Genomic DNA, 17593 nt, shown 5'->3' with positions numbered 1-17593 from the left:
CTAATAAGCAATTACTCTCTTACATTAATTAGTATATTATTTATTAGTCTGTCCGCCACCTGCAATTAATTTACTCCCTGAATATGTACCTTTGTTCATAAACACTTGATTAATTAATTCTTTTTGCTCAGCTTCCGACATTACTCCTTTTCCTTCTCCTAAATTCCCACTTTGTAATTTCCAAATCTTATTGTGATCCCCATCAACCTTTTCATATTTCCCTTGTTTCCATCGTTCTAAAATTTCTACATATGTACTTCCCTGTACAAGATCATTACTCTTTACAATATCAATTAAGCTTTCAATCCGCTCTTGTGTAATAAAAATATAACCCCACTTTTGATCAGCTTTCGCTTTTTGATGTGCCATTTCATGTAATGCTGTCTGTATGTTCTCATCTGTCCATTTAAAATTTTTATTAAAACCACTATTCGGCAATGAATAATTGCCATTTTCTAAAAGCTTTGCATCTTCTGCTTTTACGTTACTATCAGCTAGTACTTCTACTGCTGGAGCAGCTGGTGATGCCTTTTTCGCAGCTGGTTTACTATTATTTAAATAATGCAGCATACCATATGTTAAACCTACTCCGATTACCGCCATACCAGCTAGAATACCGATTATTTTAAATAGTGTTTTCATCGCGCTTGTTTCCTCCCAAATATCTCTGTTCTGACTACCTAATTATTTTTTATATAAAAACTGTTACTTCATTTAAAATATCGCATCCCATCCCCTATCATATTATTTATATATACTTTCTCATATTGTATTTCTTTTTCTTTAAAATTGAAAGATTATTCTGTTAAATATTGAAAGTATTCTACAAATTTTTCCTTTATATTTATAAAAAAGCAAAAAAAACAACGAGCGCGTTCTACAACACTCGTTGTTTTTACTTTATGCACGATTTTCTTTTAACCACTTCGTAATAGCATCTAACCTCGAAACATCAAAACGTCTTTCTTCACACACGTTCAAATTTTTTGAGTTTCTCACTATTTCTAATTCATTATTTCTTACACTTTTCGCCTCAATTAATTTACAATACCCATCTGTAACAGTATTTAAATTTTCATAATAACGCTGAAACGATTTTGATATATGTAAATGTTTTTCAAAGTTTCTCCTTCTTTTCGTTTCATCATATACTTTCCGCTTTCTAAGTTCTTCATCGTTCGTATATAAATAAAAATATTGATCCGGAAAACCAATTTCCCTATTTAACATCTTTTCTTTATAAAAATTTTCTATTAAAGATAATGGCTGATTAAATATATCAAAATGAAAACACCAATTATAACTAAGTGGCTGAAATATATCACCATCGAGTATTACGAATTCATATTGCTCTGACTTCTGAACAGCTATATTCCAGCGCTCAACTTGTTTTTCAAAATACCATGTTCTATGTTCATTTTTTGGTCTTTCAAATAAAGAATTCACTTCAGGTATTATATAAGCACCATAATTCTTTTCTAATTCACGGCACGTGGTACTTTTACCAACAGCGCTTGCTCCCTCAAATGCTATTATCCCCATAGTTTCTCCCTCTTTCATTAACTAAAATTTCGTTGTTTCACTTTTCTTCCCCATAACTTTCTCCATAAAACAATTGAAGCAATAGCGAGCATGATTGTTGTAATGATACTACCTTCAATTCCAAACGTGCCTCCATGAAGGAATACGGGGCCATTTGTTGCAGGTTTAAATAACGGCGTTGAATATATGGTCATCCCGCTAACTGCAAAACCGTAGACGTTATATTGTGCCCAATTCCAAATGGAATGCCATGCGCAAATCCCCCACAGACTACTGTCTTTTAAAACGTAAAAAGCTGCAAATACACCAACTAATATTATATTCGATATTGAAAGAATTGTAATACCTGGATTAAGTAAATGAAGAAAACCAAATAAGAAAGACGTCACAACAATCCCAACCCATATACGACTTCTAACAGAAAGAACCGGGAATAACCAACCTCGTACAATAATTTCTTCTGTTGCCCCTTGTATTAAAAATGCGACTAAAGAACCTACAATACCCAATATAGCGGTTACTGTAATTTTTTGTATTTGTAATGTTACAACTCCTGCTAATAGGAGTAAAATTACTGGTATTGAAATGAAAACAAATCCTATTAATGCACCTCTCAAATATTTTCTTATCCATTGATTCCCCCAAAAACCAATGGATGAAAATGATCTTTTCTCTACAAATCTAATCCATAAAAACACAAAAAATATTGCGCCGCCAAACGTTAATATCATCTCAATGTCGCTATAAATCGCCTTCATAAAAGTTGTTTCTGCTTTCGGTAAAATCAGCATAAACAACATAAATAATTCACCTAAAGTTAAAAATATAATCGCGAGTATGACAGCAAAAACAGGATGAACTTTTCTTCTTCCTTCTTTTGCTGCTTCAATTATTTTAAATTGTTTATTTTGCAATATTCTATCCTCCTAATTATGGTACTCATCAGCAATATTAAAATGATATTTAGCCTTTTATTTAAACTTATTTTTTCATATAAATGATTTTTGTTTGGAATAAATTCAAATTAGGAATAATATATAAATAAAAGAGATGCCTTTGTGCCTTTACTATTATCACCCAGATTAGTCAGTGGTATTACCAGCACTTGCTATTTCCCACCATTTGTTGTAAGATAGTAATTAAGGTCAATTTAACACTATATTTTCTTTGCATATTATCAAGTATCAATCAGGGACATTTTGTACTCCTTATGGGTTTTTGATAATATGTGAACTTTTATTTTCATTCAAATAAGGCCGATCATATTGTAATTTTTCTACTTTTAGGAGGCATTACCATGACATTAACAGGTAAAGTAAAATGGTTTAACAGCGAAAAAGGTTTCGGTTTCATCGAAGTTGCAGACGGTAACGACGTATTCGTTCACTTCTCAGCTATCACTGGCGACGGCTTCAAGTCTCTTGACGAAGGTCAAGAAGTTAGCTTCGAAGTTGAAGAAGGTAACCGCGGACCTCAAGCTAAAAACGTTGTAAAGCTATAATTCAAACAATAAAAAGGTTGTTACCAGCAAGGTTAACAACCTTTTTATTATATAACTAAAATTTTTTACATAAAAGGAGTGGTTACATGTATCGCAATCGAAAGAACGATGTAGCAGAAGTACCACCAGAACAAACCCCTGTTTGGGAATGTGAATCAGAGGATTGTTTAGGATGGATGAGAAAGAACTTTTCATTTGAAGAAGAGCCTAAATGCCCTTTATGTAAAAGTAGCATGAAAAGCGGAGAACGTTTATTACCTAAATTAGGTTAATTTATAATAAAAAAAACCTCTTTTAATTAAGAGGTTTTTTTTATTATAAATTTATGTCCTCAATATCAGTTCGCACTATAGAATACAATAATGCATCGTGTTGCTTATTTCCTTGATGAATATATCCGCGCAATAGACCTTCTTTTTGAAAGCCGATTTTAGATAACATTCTACAAGAAGTAACATTTTCAGGATATGTAATAGCTCCAATTCTAAACAAACCCAAATCTTTAAACCCATAATCAATAATTTCTCGAGCCGCTTCTGACGCATAACCATTTCCCCAATAACGAGGATGCAGGTCATATCCAATCTCAGATCGTTTACTCCATAATTGTAAATTGTTTAGTCCAATTGTTCCTATTAAAACGTTCGTTTCTTTTAACACAATTCCCCATCGTATTGCCTTTTTCTCAAAGTAATTTTTCGAAAAAGATTCGATCATACGTGAAGCTTGTCCAAACTCCGTAAAAGAATTCATACCGTAATAACACGTTACTTCATCCAATGAAAAGATTTCATATATTTTTTGACAATAAGATTGTTCTATTTCAACTAAACGTAAGCGTTCTGTTTCTAATATAGGAAATGCCATAGGATCACTCCTTTCTCTCTACTCATTCATTATATCAGAAAAAATATTTATAATTACTAAAGTCCTTATTGTTCCATAAATCAAACATTTCTAATGACGCATTCCCTCTTTATTCTATATACACGAATTGGATACCTTCTGATTACTACTCAAACATTACGCTATAATTTCCATAAATCGAATTTCAAATTATCAAGAACTGTAAAAAAATTGTTTCTTCATTTTCTCCTTCCAAACAACCACCCTACCCCATACATTTATGGTAAAATATAGTTAATATATTATTTTATTGTGGAGGTGTAAATTTCCTATGTATATATTCATCGGCTTATCCCTCTTACTCATATTACTTATTTTTTTATTCGCAAAAAAATTCACACCAAACTCTTTCATGATGACTAACTTTAAAGGCAATAGCTTTAAGACATTTTCAATCGGTATTTTAATCGCTGCCATACTCTCACTTTCATATGGAACTTATCATGCAGTAACATATCAACCTAGTTATTTAGATATTAAATTAAAAAATCAAAACTACACTGTTTTCGGTAATGTAGGCGAATTCGGTTATTTCTCCGAAGAATTATTAAAAAAAGATACAGAAGTTCAACTATATTTCGTCTCTTGGAAAAAAATGCAGTTAAAAAATCCGGTAATACTTATAGAATATCCTTCAGGAAAACAAGAAACATGGAAGCCAAATATCGTATTAATACCGATAAGTAAATTACAAGAAAAACATGATATAAAAGATATTTATCAACTATCACCGTATTCATTTAAAGAATCTGGAGAAATAACATTAACAATAAAAGAAAACAATGTAAAAAACAATAAAATTTCCATTCAAATAAAATAAATAAAAACTGTTCCTTCATTTTGCTGAAGGAACAGTTTTTATTTATTCTACAGTATTATTTATTTAATGTAGCCATTATTTCATTGGCAATATTCTTTCCATTTCCAATACACGCACCAATTCCAACACCGTAATATGAGGCACCAGCTAAATATACATTTGGATAAAGATTTGTCATTTTTTCTTGCAATGCTTGAACCGCTTGATTATGTTCTAAATGATATTTCGGCATTAAATCTTTCCAATTTGTAACTTCAACTACTTCTGGTTCACCTTTAATTCCGAGACTCTTTTCAATATCATATAAAGCTACTCGTACTAATTCTTCTTCACTGTAATCCTTGATTGTTTCATATACCGGATTGGTACTCTTATAAAACATTCTAACTAATAATTTTTGTTTACCCGATGTATGTTTCCACTTTCGACTTGTCCATGTACAAGCATCACAATGTAAATCACTGTTTTCCGTTACAATAAACCCCGTACCGTCAGCTGGTAGTTGTTCATCTAGTATGTCAAATCCTAAATAAATACTAATAAGAGATGAGTTTTTAAATGTATTAAACTGCTCATTTAACTCATTAGACTGTAATAAAGTTTGCGCTATATCATGTGGAGCTGCTAAAACAACATAATCTGCTTGTATTGTTTCATGATTTGCAAAAGAAATCTCATATCGATCTTCTTGTTTACTTACAGCCGTCGTTATAGCACCTTTTTTTACGACAGTTTCAGTCAGCACTTCTTCTAAGCGATTAATTATCGTAGATAGTCCACCTTTAAATGATACGAATTTTTTATTTCCTGCTGATTGAAATTGTTTTTTATTCTCTTCAAAACCTTTAATAATACTTCCATACTTATTTTTATAATCCAGTAAATACGGTAATGTAGATGCCATTGTAAGCTCATTCAATTTACCAGAATATACGCCTGAAAGCACAGGAGCAATTTGTCTTTCCACTAACTCTTTCCCTAAAAAGCTTTCTAAAAATAGAGCAAGTGATGTATCTTTCGTAAACTCTTTATTTTTCGTTATGAAATCTTTTAAAGCTACGATTTTCCCCTTCGTTGAGACTAGCGTACTGCTAAACAACGACCGGGCACTCATCGGTATCCCAAATATAGTATCAGAAGGAATTGGATGTAACATGTTTTCAGAATATATGTAAGAAATACCCGTTTCATTATATACCATTTCATTTTCTAAATTTAAATCTTTTACAAGTGGCATAACGTGTTCATTACGAGCAACGATTGAATCCGCCCCTGACTCCATAATGAAATCCTTTTCTTCCACACTATGGATTTTACCACCTAAATACTCTTCTTTCTCAATAAGAATTAAATTTAAATCGATATTATAATCCTTTTTTAATTTTTCTAAATAAAACATAGTAGAAAGTCCCGTTATACCTCCACCGATAACAACAACTGTTTTCATATGTGCTGCGCTCCTAACCGATACAATTAATAATTCCTTTTTATTATAACCAAAAGTCCTTATATTCGACTAGCAAGTTGCGCATTCTGTAAGAAATTAGACAATATATTTTAATATATTTTCAAATTACCTAATAAAAAAGAACTATAACATTTACAAACCCCGTCATAGTTCTCTTTATTTTAAAAACATAAAGTAATTGATTAATTTGTCTAGTTCTTGACTCAATGCCAATACTTTTTCATGTTGAATTCCATAATCCGATACTAAATATAAAAGTTCTTCTTTTTTTATTTCAATTACTTTTTCCAATTTCGCTAGTTCCATGTCGTTTTACATCTCTCCAAAAATAAAATGTATGTATTTCAGTATAGCCTACTTACATAATTAGTAAAAGTAAAATACGCATGTAAAATCTTACATATTTGAAAAAATAATATACTACTAACAAAAAAGAAACTAGATTAAACTTCCTTTTACAGATCATTAACGTTCATTAAGAATTAATAACATAACGGAATTTTTCTAATGTGATATCTTTATAATTTGGAGCTCTCTGTATATGATTAAAATAACTATATGAGAATTTAAATACATGACCAAAATCCCAATCGAATTCACTATAGTCTTTTATCCAAAATATATTTTCAGTTGGTAAAATATTTGCACGTTTAGATTGAATTAAAGGTAATCGATCTATAGGTGAGTGTAAAGTTATTTCCGTATTCAGCTTGAGCTTTTGGCTAGCTCTTAGTACGTATACTAGTTTTAACAGCGGACGTATCCCTCGTTGAAATATATCTATATGTCCTAAATCGTACATTATATTAATTGCGTGGGAGTATGTAAGCAAATGCCCAATTAAATCATGATGTGATTCCGCTCGATAAATACTATTAAATTTCGATAACTCATTTAAAATGAACTGAGATACTTGTGTTGGATTACTCAATTCACTTTGTATCTCATCTTCAAAACTTAATTGTTTTACTTCTTTCGTCGTATAACCAATCCACGATCTACCTGGAATTGTTTTTCGAAATGATAAAATAAGAGTAGTAATCCCTTCAATTGCTTGATTATCACCCCATTTTTGTAGCTCTTTCATAGCTAATAAACTCAATGACGCATAAATGACGTTATGCCCCACCCAATGAAGCTCATCAATCGTTTGTTCTAAAGATTTTATAATCATATTCTCCGCAATTTGAAAATTCATTTCTTTTTTATCATCAATCATCTCACCAATTTTTTTCTTGTTCAGCATCATCCTTGTTTGCGAATACATATTACGAGCTGTTTCTTCATCAATATTATTATCTTTCATAAAAAAATAACTAGCAATTGCAGCTGCTCCAAAATGCGCATGCCAAATATCATTTGTTTCTTTTTTACATTGAGAAATAATTGAAAGGCCGCCTTTTAAAATACTTTTGTTTTCCATTTTCTATCTCCCCTAATAAAGTGAAACTTTAATCAGTGGGGGTTTTGTTCATCCCCCCACTGATTATTAGTTGAACCAATCAGGCATTTACGGGCAGTTAATCCCCCACCTAACTTCTTTGCTTTCACTGAATTTCGAGGGAGGTCTTACTGCCTGTTAATGCGGGATAAAAATCACTATATTTTCATCCTAAAGATGGTGTCAGGACAAATAAAATGTGATTCGATTCATCACTTTTATTCAAAAATCGATGCTTCACATTCGGTGGAATACGTACAACATCGCCTTCTTCTAAAAAATATTCTTTTCCCTCCAATTCCACATACACTTCCCCTTTCATAATAACAGCAATCTCTTCCTTATCTTCATGGGAATAATGGCTTTCTGTTGTGTTTGCTCGTTTATTTAAATCCATCATTAGCATTTCAATACGTGCTTTCATAAAATCAGGTGTTAATACATCATATACAATGTGATCATTGTTTTCCCGATATACTTTTTTTCGATCTTTTTTCTTAGAAATGAGTGAATCTGTATCAATATCGTTAATAAAAAGTGTAAACAGCGGTACATTTAATGCTTTTGCAATTAATTCCAAAACATTTAAAGAAGGATTAGCATGTCCTCTTTCAATTTGGCTAATTAACGACGTACTAATCCCTGCATAATCAGCGAATTCACGAATTGTCATATTATTTTTCTTACGATAACTTAATACCGTTTGTCCAAGCCTATCATGTATCACAGTAAAACTTCCTTTCGTCCATCATAATGCATGTTTCGTTGTCTTTGTGCTGACATACTAAACAAAGGCAAATAACCCTTCCCTATTATCTCCGGGACTTATATACTTACTTTTGTACATTATATCGTATTAAGTTTATTATAATAAACATTCTATCGGAGGGACAAACTTTGAAATCACCTATTCTTTCATATTGCATCTTATTTTTTGGTGTATTCGCCTTATCAACTTCAGCTATTTTTGTAAAATTGGCAGATGCTCCTGCGACAATCATTGCTTTTTACCGATTATTCTTTGCCACACTAATTCTGTTACCGTTATTACTATTTAATAAAAATAGTCGAAATGAGCTAAAAACTTTAACGAAAAAACAATGGGCACTTGGATTCGTATCTGGGCTATTTTTAGCTGCACATTATGTACTATGGTTTGAATCATTACAATATACTTCTGTAGCAAGCTCTACAGTTATCGTAACGTTACAACCTTTGTTCTCAATGATTGGTGGTTATTTTTTATTTAAGGAGAGATTTACGAAAGGAGCAGTTATTGGTTGCCTCATCGCTATTTCAGGTAGTATCATCATTGGCTGGCAAGATTTCCAAATTAGTGGAGAAGCTTTATATGGAGATATTTTAGCACTTATCGCTGCCGGTATCATTACTGCTTATTTTTTCATTAGCCAACACGTTCGTAAAGATTTGTCACTTATACCATATTCGGTAATTAGTTATGGAAGTAGTGCTGGCTTTCTTGGCATATTTGCTTTCACACAACAAGAATCTTTCATCCATTACTCTACACAAACTTGGTTGTGCTTTATTGGATTAGCTTTCATCGCTACAATTTTAGGACAAACCATTTTTAATTGGTTATTAAAATGGATAAGTGCTACTGTAATTTCAATGAGTATTTTAGGTGAAACAATTGGCACTTGTATACTAGCGTACTTTATATTACATGAGACCATTTCTTTACAACAAGGACTAGGAATTACCGTTATTTTTATTGGTTTAGTATTATTTTTAATACAGCCAAATTCTAATAAAAAAGCATGACAGTATACTGTCATGCTTTTAACTACTAATTATGTACAATTAAACCATCCGGTCTAAAACGACTCATCATAATTTCATTAATAAACTTTCCGTGAGCTTTCAAATTCCCTATCTTTACTCCCTCTTCTACAAATCCAAATTTTTCATATAAAGCTTTTCCTTTTGGATTCGTTTCTAACACACCTAGTTCTACTCTCTCTAACATTAACCAATTATCAGCCAAATCAAGCATCTTCGTAAGAAGTGCTTTCCCAATTCCTTTATTATGATATTCACTATCAACCCCAATGAATAAATCGCCTGAATGAGATCTTCGGCCCGGACTTTGTGTTAAACCTACAAATCCAACAATTTCTCCATCATATTCTGCAACAAATTCAAATTGATTTGGTGCTAAATTTCGAATTCTATTTTCCATAGCTTCTACACGCATGCTAGGTAAGAAAACCATATACGGTAAAACGTCATCCTGCATACATATACGATGAATTGCTCTAGCATCTTGTATTTCTACTGCTCTAACATTGATCTCCATCTTTCTCTCCTCCATATAAATAACAATATATTTGTGTGTATTCTAGAAACGTTCATGAATGACCTTCTCGTCCGTATTTCTTTATGTCATTTTCACATAATTATTTCGATATAATACTTAATTTCCAAAAAGATTATAATAACTATATCTATATGGTTAACTTTTCACTTTATTATATAAATTAAGCAAATTTTCGATCAGAATACCATTTAGTTTCATGCCGACTATATCACAATTTTCTATTTCAATATTTTTCAGATTACTATTACTTATGGTGCTACCTTCCAAATCACATTTATCGAATAAAATAGGTTCCTTCTCATCTCCGAGACTTGTATTTTTAAATTGCACTCCACCTAAAGTCACCAAATTAAATTTACTACCAGAAAGATTTAAATCTGCATATGATGACCATCTAAAATTTATATTTCTAAACTTTGATTGACTTACATTACAATTACTCATATTCGTATTCATTATATTGCTACCAACAAATGAACTGTTTTTTAAATTCACTTGATAATACTCTGTATTTGCTAAATTACAGTTTTCGTATTGACTATTTTTCATATCTTTATTTGTAACTACACTCTCTTTATTTGAGCTTGTTTTTATTCTTTTCACGTAACAATACTCATCTTCCGATTCAAAAATCATTTGGTAGCCCATCTTTTTATAAAAGTGATGATTATTAATTTGTCTACTAGATGTTTCGAGATCCCAAATCTTTATGTTTGGATATTCCTTTTCTATTAATTTCATAACATGTGATCCAATGCCTTTTCCTTGATAAACAGGATTTACAAAAATACGATCAATTCGACCGTACGACTTACCAGAAATCGTAACTATTATCCCTCCGATTATTTCTTTATCCATTACAACTTTGAAAGAATCCAATTCTTCAATGGAATATTCCATCATTTCAACTGAAGAATATCCTGGCGGTTGAATGTTATAATCAATGACATCATCTTGGCCGTATAGCCATTGTTTTGCTTCTGCATCAAATGTTCTTTTCATTATTTCTGTTAATTTCTCAGCATCTAAAATTGTAGCTTTTTCTATAGATATCATTGTTGTTTTCCCCTTCATTATTACAAACCAATAATTTTTGTGAATGCCATAATTATCAATTCACTTTTGTTTTTAATGCTTTTCCCATTATTACATATGGAACATCATTTTTACTTGGATGAAATGGCTCCAATACATTTATCCAATCTAATCTTTCATATAACGAACGTGCTTTTTCATTGTTTATTTGTGTTGTTAAAACACTCGTTCTATTTGAAACTCCTTCTAGTAATTTATTATGTAATTTCGTTCCAAGACCTTTATTTTGATATTGTGGGTGAACTGCTAACTCTACAAATTCAAAACAATCTTGCAACCATTCGTCTACTTGCTCTAGATGTAACGCTTCTCTCATTAATTGATTATAGTACTGTCCCTCCATTGAGCGATAACCATAAGTAAAACCAACTACTTCATTTTCATCATTTATTGCTACTATACCTTTAAAACCTGTATATTCTATATGCCTATTCATTCGCTTGATCATTTCATTGAAATTTGTTTTCTCAAATACTTTACAATACAAATTTGCCATATTCCCAATTAGGATCTCCTCTTTTACAATGCTTACAAATTTCACTTTACTCCCCCCTATTAAAACATTTATATCCTTTTTAAAAACTAAGAAAATTAACACTAATCACTCTCTTTACTATTAAACTACAAATCACCCTATATTTTCCACAGTTACTTAGTATTAATGAATAATAAAAAGAGACCATGTAATATAAACATGTTCTCTTCTTTTATTCATTTTTAATTTTATCCCGCTATTTGCCTGGCAGTAAGACCCCCACCTCAAAATTCAGCGAAAGCAAAGAAGTTAGGTGGGGGATCAATTGCCCGTAAAATCCCGATTGGTGAGGGCTGAACCCCCCCACTGATTAAAGTTTCACTTTATATAATTAAAAATTAGATATTACTTAAGCCACTCGTTGCAAGTATTACTTAACTGCTGTAAATCTTCTATAAATTTACTCGCATCATATCCATCACAAACCGAATGATGTACTTGCAATGAAACTGGTAGCATAACCTTGTTTCCTTCGTTAAAATATTTCCCACAAGTTATAATTGGCAATAGAAAATTTTCATCATTATTAATATTAAGATTAAATCCAGTAAAACTAGTCCAAGGTATGCTAGAAATCGGAAATACATTAGGCGGAATATTTTCTTTCGTGAAAAGACCATGAACACTAGCATAGTATCTCATATCATCTTCATACTTTTTATAGAAAGTGCGGAAATCACTTGAATAATCCGTCCATATACTTGAAAAAGACTTATCATCTTTATGAAAGATTGTATAACTCGGTATCATTTCCTCCCAATAGCCTAAAACTCCTTCATCGTTAAAACATGTTCGAAATTTTTTATGATTATTTACTACTCTAGAAATTAAATATATAAAAACGGGATAAAATTTTATTCCCTTTTGATATACTTCCTCTAATAACATCGTGATATCAACATTCACAGTCATACTAAATGTACATTTCAACTTTAAATAATGCTCAAAATACCGCTCTCTATTCCAATCTTCTCTATCAATTACATGAAACTTCATTCTAATAGCCTCCTAAAATTTTCTTTTTATTTTAGAAGGCTAATTCCCTTGCTCTCACCATACTTGTTCACTCCTAACAGTTTACAATTCACCCTAATTATTCATTTAATTATATAACATATGTAAGAATCAATTCACATATTTCTGGAAATCCATCCACATACTATAGATAAATCAAATGAAATTTGGAGGATACATACATGAATAACAAAAATATGAATAAAAAAGAACATGTTACTGAAAACACTACATCTATTCAAAATAATAATACTGCAAATCTTACTATCGAAGAACAAGCAATGAACGGCTTATATGGAATGCCCGAAACAACAATTGAAGATGCTGATCACGCTGCAGCTGATGATTTGACTTCAAAAAATTAATTAACTACATTGAAAAAAGCCAAGGAAAATATCCTTGGCTTTTTTAACTATGCATCCACCTTTTGTATTTCTTCACTCTTTCTTGAAAGTTTACCTGGCCAAAAAGCAAATCGGCCTAAAACTACTGTAATCGCGGGTACAAGTAACGGTCTTACGATAAACGTATCTAGTAATACGCCAATTGCAGTTACAATACCAAATTGAACTAATACTTGAATTGGAAGTGTACCTAACACTGCAAAAGTTCCTGCTAAAATTAAACCAGCCGATGTAATAACACTACCTGTTTGTATTACACCATTTTTTACTGCATCCAAGTGATTTTGTGTCTTTCTGTTTTTCCATATTTCTGAAACCATAAAGATATTATAATCTTCACCTAAAGCAACTAAAAATACGAATGCGTACAACGGTATCGCACCTTGAATGGCCGGCGCACCCATACCGTAATGAAGTAATATCCATCCTGCTCCTAACGCTGAGAAGAATGATAAAACGACAGTTACAATTAAATAAATCATCGCAACAACCGATCGTAAGTAGACAAGTAATAGTAAAGCGATAATGCTAATCATTACTGGAATAATTACTGATTCATCACGTTCCGTAATTTGCTTTGTATCATATAATGAAGCTGTTTCCCCACCAATCCATAATTGATCTTTAGCATTACTAATCCCAGCATCTTTTAATACTTTTTCTATACTACTTTTCAATTTAGGAATTTGATCTAACGCTTCAATTGAGTATGGATTTTCCGCTAAAGAAACTTCATACATTTGTATTTGCTTATTTTCTTTTCCCTCTTTTGGCTCTTTCACTGTATTTACGAAAGAAAATTTCTCTAGTTCTTGTTTAATAGGAAGCTCTTTGCCTTTCGTATCAACAACAACTTTTATTGGTGCTAGTTCACCAGCTGAGAAATGATCACTAATTAACGTAAACCCTTCACGAGAAGGCATATCCTTTGGAAACGACTCTAATAAGTCATATGTGTATTGAATACGTGGTACGAATGAAGCCAATCCGCCTAATACAAATACAGTTAGCATAATTATTGTCCACGGTCTTCGTACTACAATATCTCCAAGTTTTTTACTAAAGGAGCCTTTTGATTTTTCAACTTTTACAGCCCTCTTTTTCTTTCTTGCAAACTCCTCATTCATTGAAGTTGTTCTCGGTATAAACGGGAAAAATGCAATCCTACCGAATATTAATAATAGTGCTGGTAAAATCGTTAAAGCAGCGATTCCCATTATAAATACAGCAACACTAAATGGTACTGCAAATCGATGAAAGGCTCCATAATGAGCAAGTAGTAATGTTCCTAATCCAAGTACAACAGTTAATGCACTCATTATAATTGCACCGCCAGAAGCTTTAATCGCAAGTTGTAATGCTTTATATTTACTTTCTTCTTCTAACAAGTACTCTCTATATCTCGAAATTAAAAATAGACAATAGTCCGTTCCAGCGCCAAACAATAATACTGTCATAATTGATATCGCTTGGGCATCTACTTTAATCCATCCGTGATCAGCTAAAAAACCGAGTGTAGGACTAATAATACCGTATGCAAAGCCAACAACAAGTATAGGTAAAATCGCTAAAATTGGTGAACGATACAGTAAAATTAACAAAACTAACACTAGTAGTACAGTAGCCACTAACAATTTCACATCTGCTTGACTAAATAAACTAACTGCATCCGTTTGAATACCTACAGGTCCTGATAATCGAACATGTAAACCAGATTCACTTATTTTTTGTTTAAATGGATCTTCATCCACCTTACTATTCACTATTTTTCTAAACTCTTCAAGATTTCCTTTTAATATATCTGTACCAGCAGATTTATTAAAAAATACCGGTGTAACAAATGATGTACCATCTTTTGATGCACTTTTTGATAATACTTGCTCTGGGATTGTATCAAATGGTGGTAACGTTGATTGTTCTTTTAAAGGACTAGCTTTTAACTCCTTATAAACATCTTGTATGAGTTTATAATCCTGTGACTGTAATCCACCATCTCTATACCATACTACTAACAACGGATTCCCTGCATTATTCGGAAACTCTTTTTTCATAAGCGCTTCCGCTTGCTGTGACATAGCTGTTTCAGGTAAATTTTTCGGATTCGGTTCTTTCGTACTGTTTACTTGTGGTAACGTAAATGAAAGTAATAATGTAATAAGAATCCACACCGATAAAGTGATCCACTGCGTATTTCTCCCTGCTACAAGCCTCCCTAACATATGTAACGGGTGCTTTTTCATAAAAACCCACCTTCCTTTTTTCCTCCATTATTAATTATATATACTGGTCGGTTAATTAATCAAGAATGATTGAAAATTATGTTATAATTATCTCAATCATAAATGTCAGGAGCGAATGTATTTGGAACAAAAACAACGTCCTCTCGGAAGGCCGCGTCAAAATAAAAATACAAAATCTACAAAAGAAACCATTTTAGAAGTAGCAACCCGCTTATTTCTTACACAAAATTATCAAGTCGTTTCTATGGATGAGGTCGCAAAAGTTTGTGGTGTTACGAAAGCAACTGTCTACTATTACTATTCAACAAAAGCCGATTTATTTACTGCTACTATGATCAAAATGATGGTACGTATACGTGAGAATATGTTTCAAATACTCTCTACAAACAAAACGTTAGAAGAAAGATTATTAGACTTCGCTAAAGTTTACTTACACGCAACGATGGATATTGATATGAAAAATTTTATGAAAGATGCAAAACTGTCGTTATCTGAAGAACAATTGAAAGAATTAAAAAATGCTGAAGATAATATGTATGAAGTACTAGAAAAAGCACTCGATAATGCGATGCACATCGGAGAAATCCCAAAAGGAAACGCTAAATTTGCGGCTCATGCTTTCGTATCTTTATTATCAATTGGGAATTTTAAAGATGAAAATCACAATCCTATTCTAGCAAATATAGATGAATTAGCACAAGAAATCGTTTCTTTTTATTGGAATGGGTTAGGTCATTCATATTAAACTGATTTACTTTAATAAAAGAGCATGTTTAATTTTTTCAAACTGAACTGCACCCCAATTGTTAGACACAGTCTAACAATTGGGGTGCAGTTTTTCTATGGCTAAATTTACAGCTGATGAAAAAATACAAATCGTTCTACGTTATTTGAACGGAAATGAAAGTTATCGAGAAATAGGTAGATTGCTCGGTATAAGTGACACAATCATTTTGAATTGGGTAAACCAATATAAACAGAATGGTCTGGAAGCTTTTCTAAAACGATGTACAAATTACACACAACAATTTAAACTAGACGTACTAAACTTTATGATTGAAAACGGTATGTCCTTATTTGAGACGGCAGCTATCTTTAATATTCCTGCCCCTTCAACGATTTCTGTTTGGAAAAAACAGCTCGAAACACAAGGAATTGATGCCCTTCAATCTAAGAAAAAGGGGCGTCCATCCATGAAAAAAGATTCAAATAAACAATTAAAACAACCTTTAGCTGAAGGGTCAGTCGAAGCACTTGAAGCACGCATTAAACAGCTTGAGATGGAAAATGAGTACTTAAAAAAGTTAAATGCCTTAGTTCAAAACAAGGAAAAATCACAAAACAAGACAAAGCGCAAGTAGTCTACGAATTAAGGCATAAATATTCGGTCAAGGCACTCGTGGAGCTAGCTACTATTCCTCGAAGCACGTATTATGATTTAGTAAAGAAAATGAATCGTCCAGATCTAGATGCCGATTTGAAAGCTGAGATTAAAGCGATTTATGAGGAAAATGAAGGTCGTTATGGTTACCGTCGCATTCGTGATGAATTAACGAATCGTGGCCAGAAAGTGAACCACAAGAAGGTTCAGCGCATTATGAAAGAGCTTGGGTTAAAGTGTGTTGTGCGTATGAAGAAATATAAATCCTATAAAGGAAAAGTCGGTAGAATTGCACCTAATATTTTAGAGCGTAATTTTTATACAGATGCACCGAATCAAAAGTGGGTAACAGACATCACAGAGTTTAAATTGTTTGGAGAAAAACTGTATGTATCACCTGTATTAGATTTGTATAATGGTGAAATTATTACCTATACAATTGGTTCTAGACCGACGTATTCGCTTGTTTCAGACATGTTAGAGAAAGCATTGGAACGTTTACCTGAAACCCACCAGCTACTGATGCATTCGGATCAAGGATGGCATTATCAAATGAGACAGTACGTCCTTACACTTGAATCAAGAGCTATCGTTCAGAGTATGTCTCGAAAAGGCAACTGTTACGACAACGCAGTAATAGAAAATTTCTTTGGGATTATGAAGTCGGAGTTCCTCTACATAAAAGAATTTGAAAATGTAGAGCACTTTAAAATAGAATTAGAAAAATATATAGATTATTATAATACGAAACGGATTAAGGCAAAATTAAAAATGAGCCCAGTACAATACCGGACTCACTTTTATCAAGCTGCCTAATGAAATAACCGTGTCTAACTTTTAGGGGTCACTTCAAACATGCTCTTTTATAATTTATTTATATACTAATAATCAGATTATACTTCAAC

20 protein-coding genes are annotated in these 17593 nt (G+C 32.1%); 7 read left to right on the top strand and 13 right to left on the bottom strand.

Features of this window, described 5'->3' with window-relative positions; translation table 11 throughout:
- Nucleotides 1–36 precede the first annotated feature (36 nt).
- From MHH27_RS12015 to MHH27_RS12005, 3 genes are all read right to left on the bottom strand, one after another.
- Complete coding sequence (locus MHH27_RS12015; RefSeq protein WP_053564524.1) at nucleotides 37–642, bottom strand: PRK06770 family protein; 606 nt, start codon at nucleotides 640–642, stop codon at nucleotides 37–39.
- Nucleotides 643–900: 258 nt separating this feature from the next.
- Nucleotides 901–1560, bottom strand: a complete 660-nt coding sequence (locus MHH27_RS12010; protein WP_141553440.1) for an AAA family ATPase — start codon at nucleotides 1558–1560, stop codon at nucleotides 901–903.
- Nucleotides 1560–2456, bottom strand: a complete 897-nt coding sequence (locus MHH27_RS12005; protein ID WP_090976529.1) for a CPBP family intramembrane glutamic endopeptidase — start codon at nucleotides 2454–2456, stop codon at nucleotides 1560–1562. The genes MHH27_RS12010 and MHH27_RS12005 overlap by 1 nt, the downstream gene beginning before the upstream one ends.
- A gap of 383 nt (nucleotides 2457–2839) precedes the next feature.
- Here MHH27_RS12005 and cspD point away from each other — a divergent pair, with 383 nt between their 5' ends.
- Together cspD and MHH27_RS11995 are read left to right on the top strand one after the other, a co-directional pair.
- Nucleotides 2840–3043, top strand: a complete 204-nt coding sequence (gene cspD / locus MHH27_RS12000) for a cold-shock protein CspD (protein ID WP_000176366.1) — start codon at nucleotides 2840–2842, stop codon at nucleotides 3041–3043.
- An 86-nt stretch (nucleotides 3044–3129) separates the two neighbouring features.
- Nucleotides 3130–3315, top strand: coding sequence for a cold-shock protein (locus tag MHH27_RS11995; RefSeq protein WP_000286203.1), 186 nt, complete (start codon nucleotides 3130–3132; stop codon nucleotides 3313–3315).
- A 43-nt stretch (nucleotides 3316–3358) separates the two neighbouring features.
- Here MHH27_RS11995 and MHH27_RS11990 read toward each other — a convergent pair whose 3' ends face one another.
- Complete coding sequence (locus tag MHH27_RS11990; protein ID WP_000885398.1) at nucleotides 3359–3910, bottom strand: GNAT family N-acetyltransferase; 552 nt, start codon at nucleotides 3908–3910, stop codon at nucleotides 3359–3361.
- Between the two features lie 310 nt (nucleotides 3911–4220).
- Between MHH27_RS11990 and MHH27_RS11985 the strand changes: the two genes are divergently transcribed.
- Nucleotides 4221–4769, top strand: a complete 549-nt coding sequence (locus MHH27_RS11985) for a hypothetical protein (protein WP_000275232.1) — start codon at nucleotides 4221–4223, stop codon at nucleotides 4767–4769.
- A 55-nt stretch (nucleotides 4770–4824) separates the two neighbouring features.
- On the opposite strand, the gene MHH27_RS11980 is transcribed toward MHH27_RS11985, so the two are convergent.
- The 4 genes from MHH27_RS11980 to MHH27_RS11965 all read right to left on the bottom strand — a co-directional run bounded on the left by MHH27_RS11980 (nucleotide 4825) and on the right by MHH27_RS11965 (nucleotide 8405).
- Nucleotides 4825–6216 carry a protoporphyrinogen oxidase gene (locus MHH27_RS11980; RefSeq protein ID WP_061661081.1) on the bottom strand — a complete coding sequence of 464 codons (1392 nt, stop codon included), beginning with the start codon at nucleotides 6214–6216 and terminating at the stop codon, nucleotides 4825–4827.
- Nucleotides 6217–6393: 177 nt separating this feature from the next.
- Nucleotides 6394–6543, bottom strand: a complete 150-nt coding sequence (locus tag MHH27_RS11975) for an aspartyl-phosphate phosphatase Spo0E family protein (RefSeq protein ID WP_000417698.1) — start codon at nucleotides 6541–6543, stop codon at nucleotides 6394–6396.
- Nucleotides 6544–6712: 169 nt separating this feature from the next.
- Nucleotides 6713–7660 carry a hypothetical protein gene (locus MHH27_RS11970; protein ID WP_098284431.1) on the bottom strand — a complete coding sequence of 316 codons (948 nt, stop codon included), beginning with the start codon at nucleotides 7658–7660 and terminating at the stop codon, nucleotides 6713–6715.
- 184 nt (nucleotides 7661–7844) lie between these two features.
- On the bottom strand, nucleotides 7845–8405 hold the full coding sequence (locus tag MHH27_RS11965) for a helix-turn-helix domain-containing protein (RefSeq protein ID WP_000581031.1): 561 nt from the start codon (nucleotides 8403–8405) through the stop codon (nucleotides 7845–7847).
- A 170-nt stretch (nucleotides 8406–8575) separates the two neighbouring features.
- Here MHH27_RS11965 and MHH27_RS11960 point away from each other — a divergent pair, with 170 nt between their 5' ends.
- Complete coding sequence (locus MHH27_RS11960; protein ID WP_000841797.1) at nucleotides 8576–9463, top strand: DMT family transporter; 888 nt, start codon at nucleotides 8576–8578, stop codon at nucleotides 9461–9463.
- 25 nt (nucleotides 9464–9488) lie between these two features.
- Here MHH27_RS11960 and MHH27_RS11955 read toward each other — a convergent pair whose 3' ends face one another.
- The 4 genes from MHH27_RS11955 to catA all read right to left on the bottom strand — a co-directional run bounded on the left by MHH27_RS11955 (nucleotide 9489) and on the right by catA (nucleotide 12645).
- Nucleotides 9489–9998, bottom strand: coding sequence for a GNAT family N-acetyltransferase (locus MHH27_RS11955; protein WP_090976523.1), 510 nt, complete (start codon nucleotides 9996–9998; stop codon nucleotides 9489–9491).
- Nucleotides 9999–10154: 156 nt separating this feature from the next.
- Entirely contained in the window at nucleotides 10155–11093 is a 939-nt protein-coding gene (locus MHH27_RS11950) for a GNAT family N-acetyltransferase (RefSeq protein ID WP_025118050.1), read from the bottom strand.
- Between the two features lie 37 nt (nucleotides 11094–11130).
- Nucleotides 11131–11655 (bottom strand): GNAT family N-acetyltransferase, encoded by a 525-nt coding sequence (locus MHH27_RS11945; RefSeq protein ID WP_090976521.1) that lies wholly within the window; start codon nucleotides 11653–11655, stop codon nucleotides 11131–11133.
- A 339-nt stretch (nucleotides 11656–11994) separates the two neighbouring features.
- The gene (gene catA / locus MHH27_RS11940; protein WP_000668543.1) at nucleotides 11995–12645 is read right to left on the bottom strand and encodes a type A chloramphenicol O-acetyltransferase; all 651 of its coding nucleotides are present in this window, start codon (nucleotides 12643–12645) and stop codon (nucleotides 11995–11997) included.
- A gap of 200 nt (nucleotides 12646–12845) precedes the next feature.
- Between catA and MHH27_RS11935 the strand changes: the two genes are divergently transcribed.
- Nucleotides 12846–13028, top strand: a complete 183-nt coding sequence (locus tag MHH27_RS11935) for a DUF4021 domain-containing protein (RefSeq protein ID WP_053564536.1) — start codon at nucleotides 12846–12848, stop codon at nucleotides 13026–13028.
- A 47-nt stretch (nucleotides 13029–13075) separates the two neighbouring features.
- Here MHH27_RS11935 and MHH27_RS11930 read toward each other — a convergent pair whose 3' ends face one another.
- On the bottom strand, nucleotides 13076–15307 hold the full coding sequence (locus tag MHH27_RS11930) for an MMPL family transporter (RefSeq protein ID WP_071730178.1): 2232 nt from the start codon (nucleotides 15305–15307) through the stop codon (nucleotides 13076–13078).
- 121 nt (nucleotides 15308–15428) lie between these two features.
- Between MHH27_RS11930 and MHH27_RS11925 the strand changes: the two genes are divergently transcribed.
- Together MHH27_RS11925 and MHH27_RS11920 are read left to right on the top strand one after the other, a co-directional pair.
- The gene (locus tag MHH27_RS11925; RefSeq protein ID WP_141549170.1) at nucleotides 15429–16052 is read left to right on the top strand and encodes a TetR/AcrR family transcriptional regulator; all 624 of its coding nucleotides are present in this window, start codon (nucleotides 15429–15431) and stop codon (nucleotides 16050–16052) included.
- Between the two features lie 97 nt (nucleotides 16053–16149).
- A protein-coding gene (locus MHH27_RS11920; protein ID WP_340942635.1) for an IS3 family transposase occupies nucleotides 16150–17504 on the top strand; the annotation gives its coding sequence in 2 pieces (ribosomal slippage) (nucleotides 16150–16603 and nucleotides 16603–17504; 1356 coding nt in all).
- The last annotated feature ends 89 nt before the right edge of the window (nucleotides 17505–17593 follow it).

It is taken from the genome of Bacillus sp. FSL L8-0152, assembly GCF_038006365.1.
In the GTDB taxonomy this organism is placed as follows: Bacteria; Bacillota; Bacilli; order Bacillales; family Bacillaceae_G; genus Bacillus_A; species Bacillus_A cereus.
This window is presented reverse-complemented; position numbering and strand designations above follow the sequence as displayed.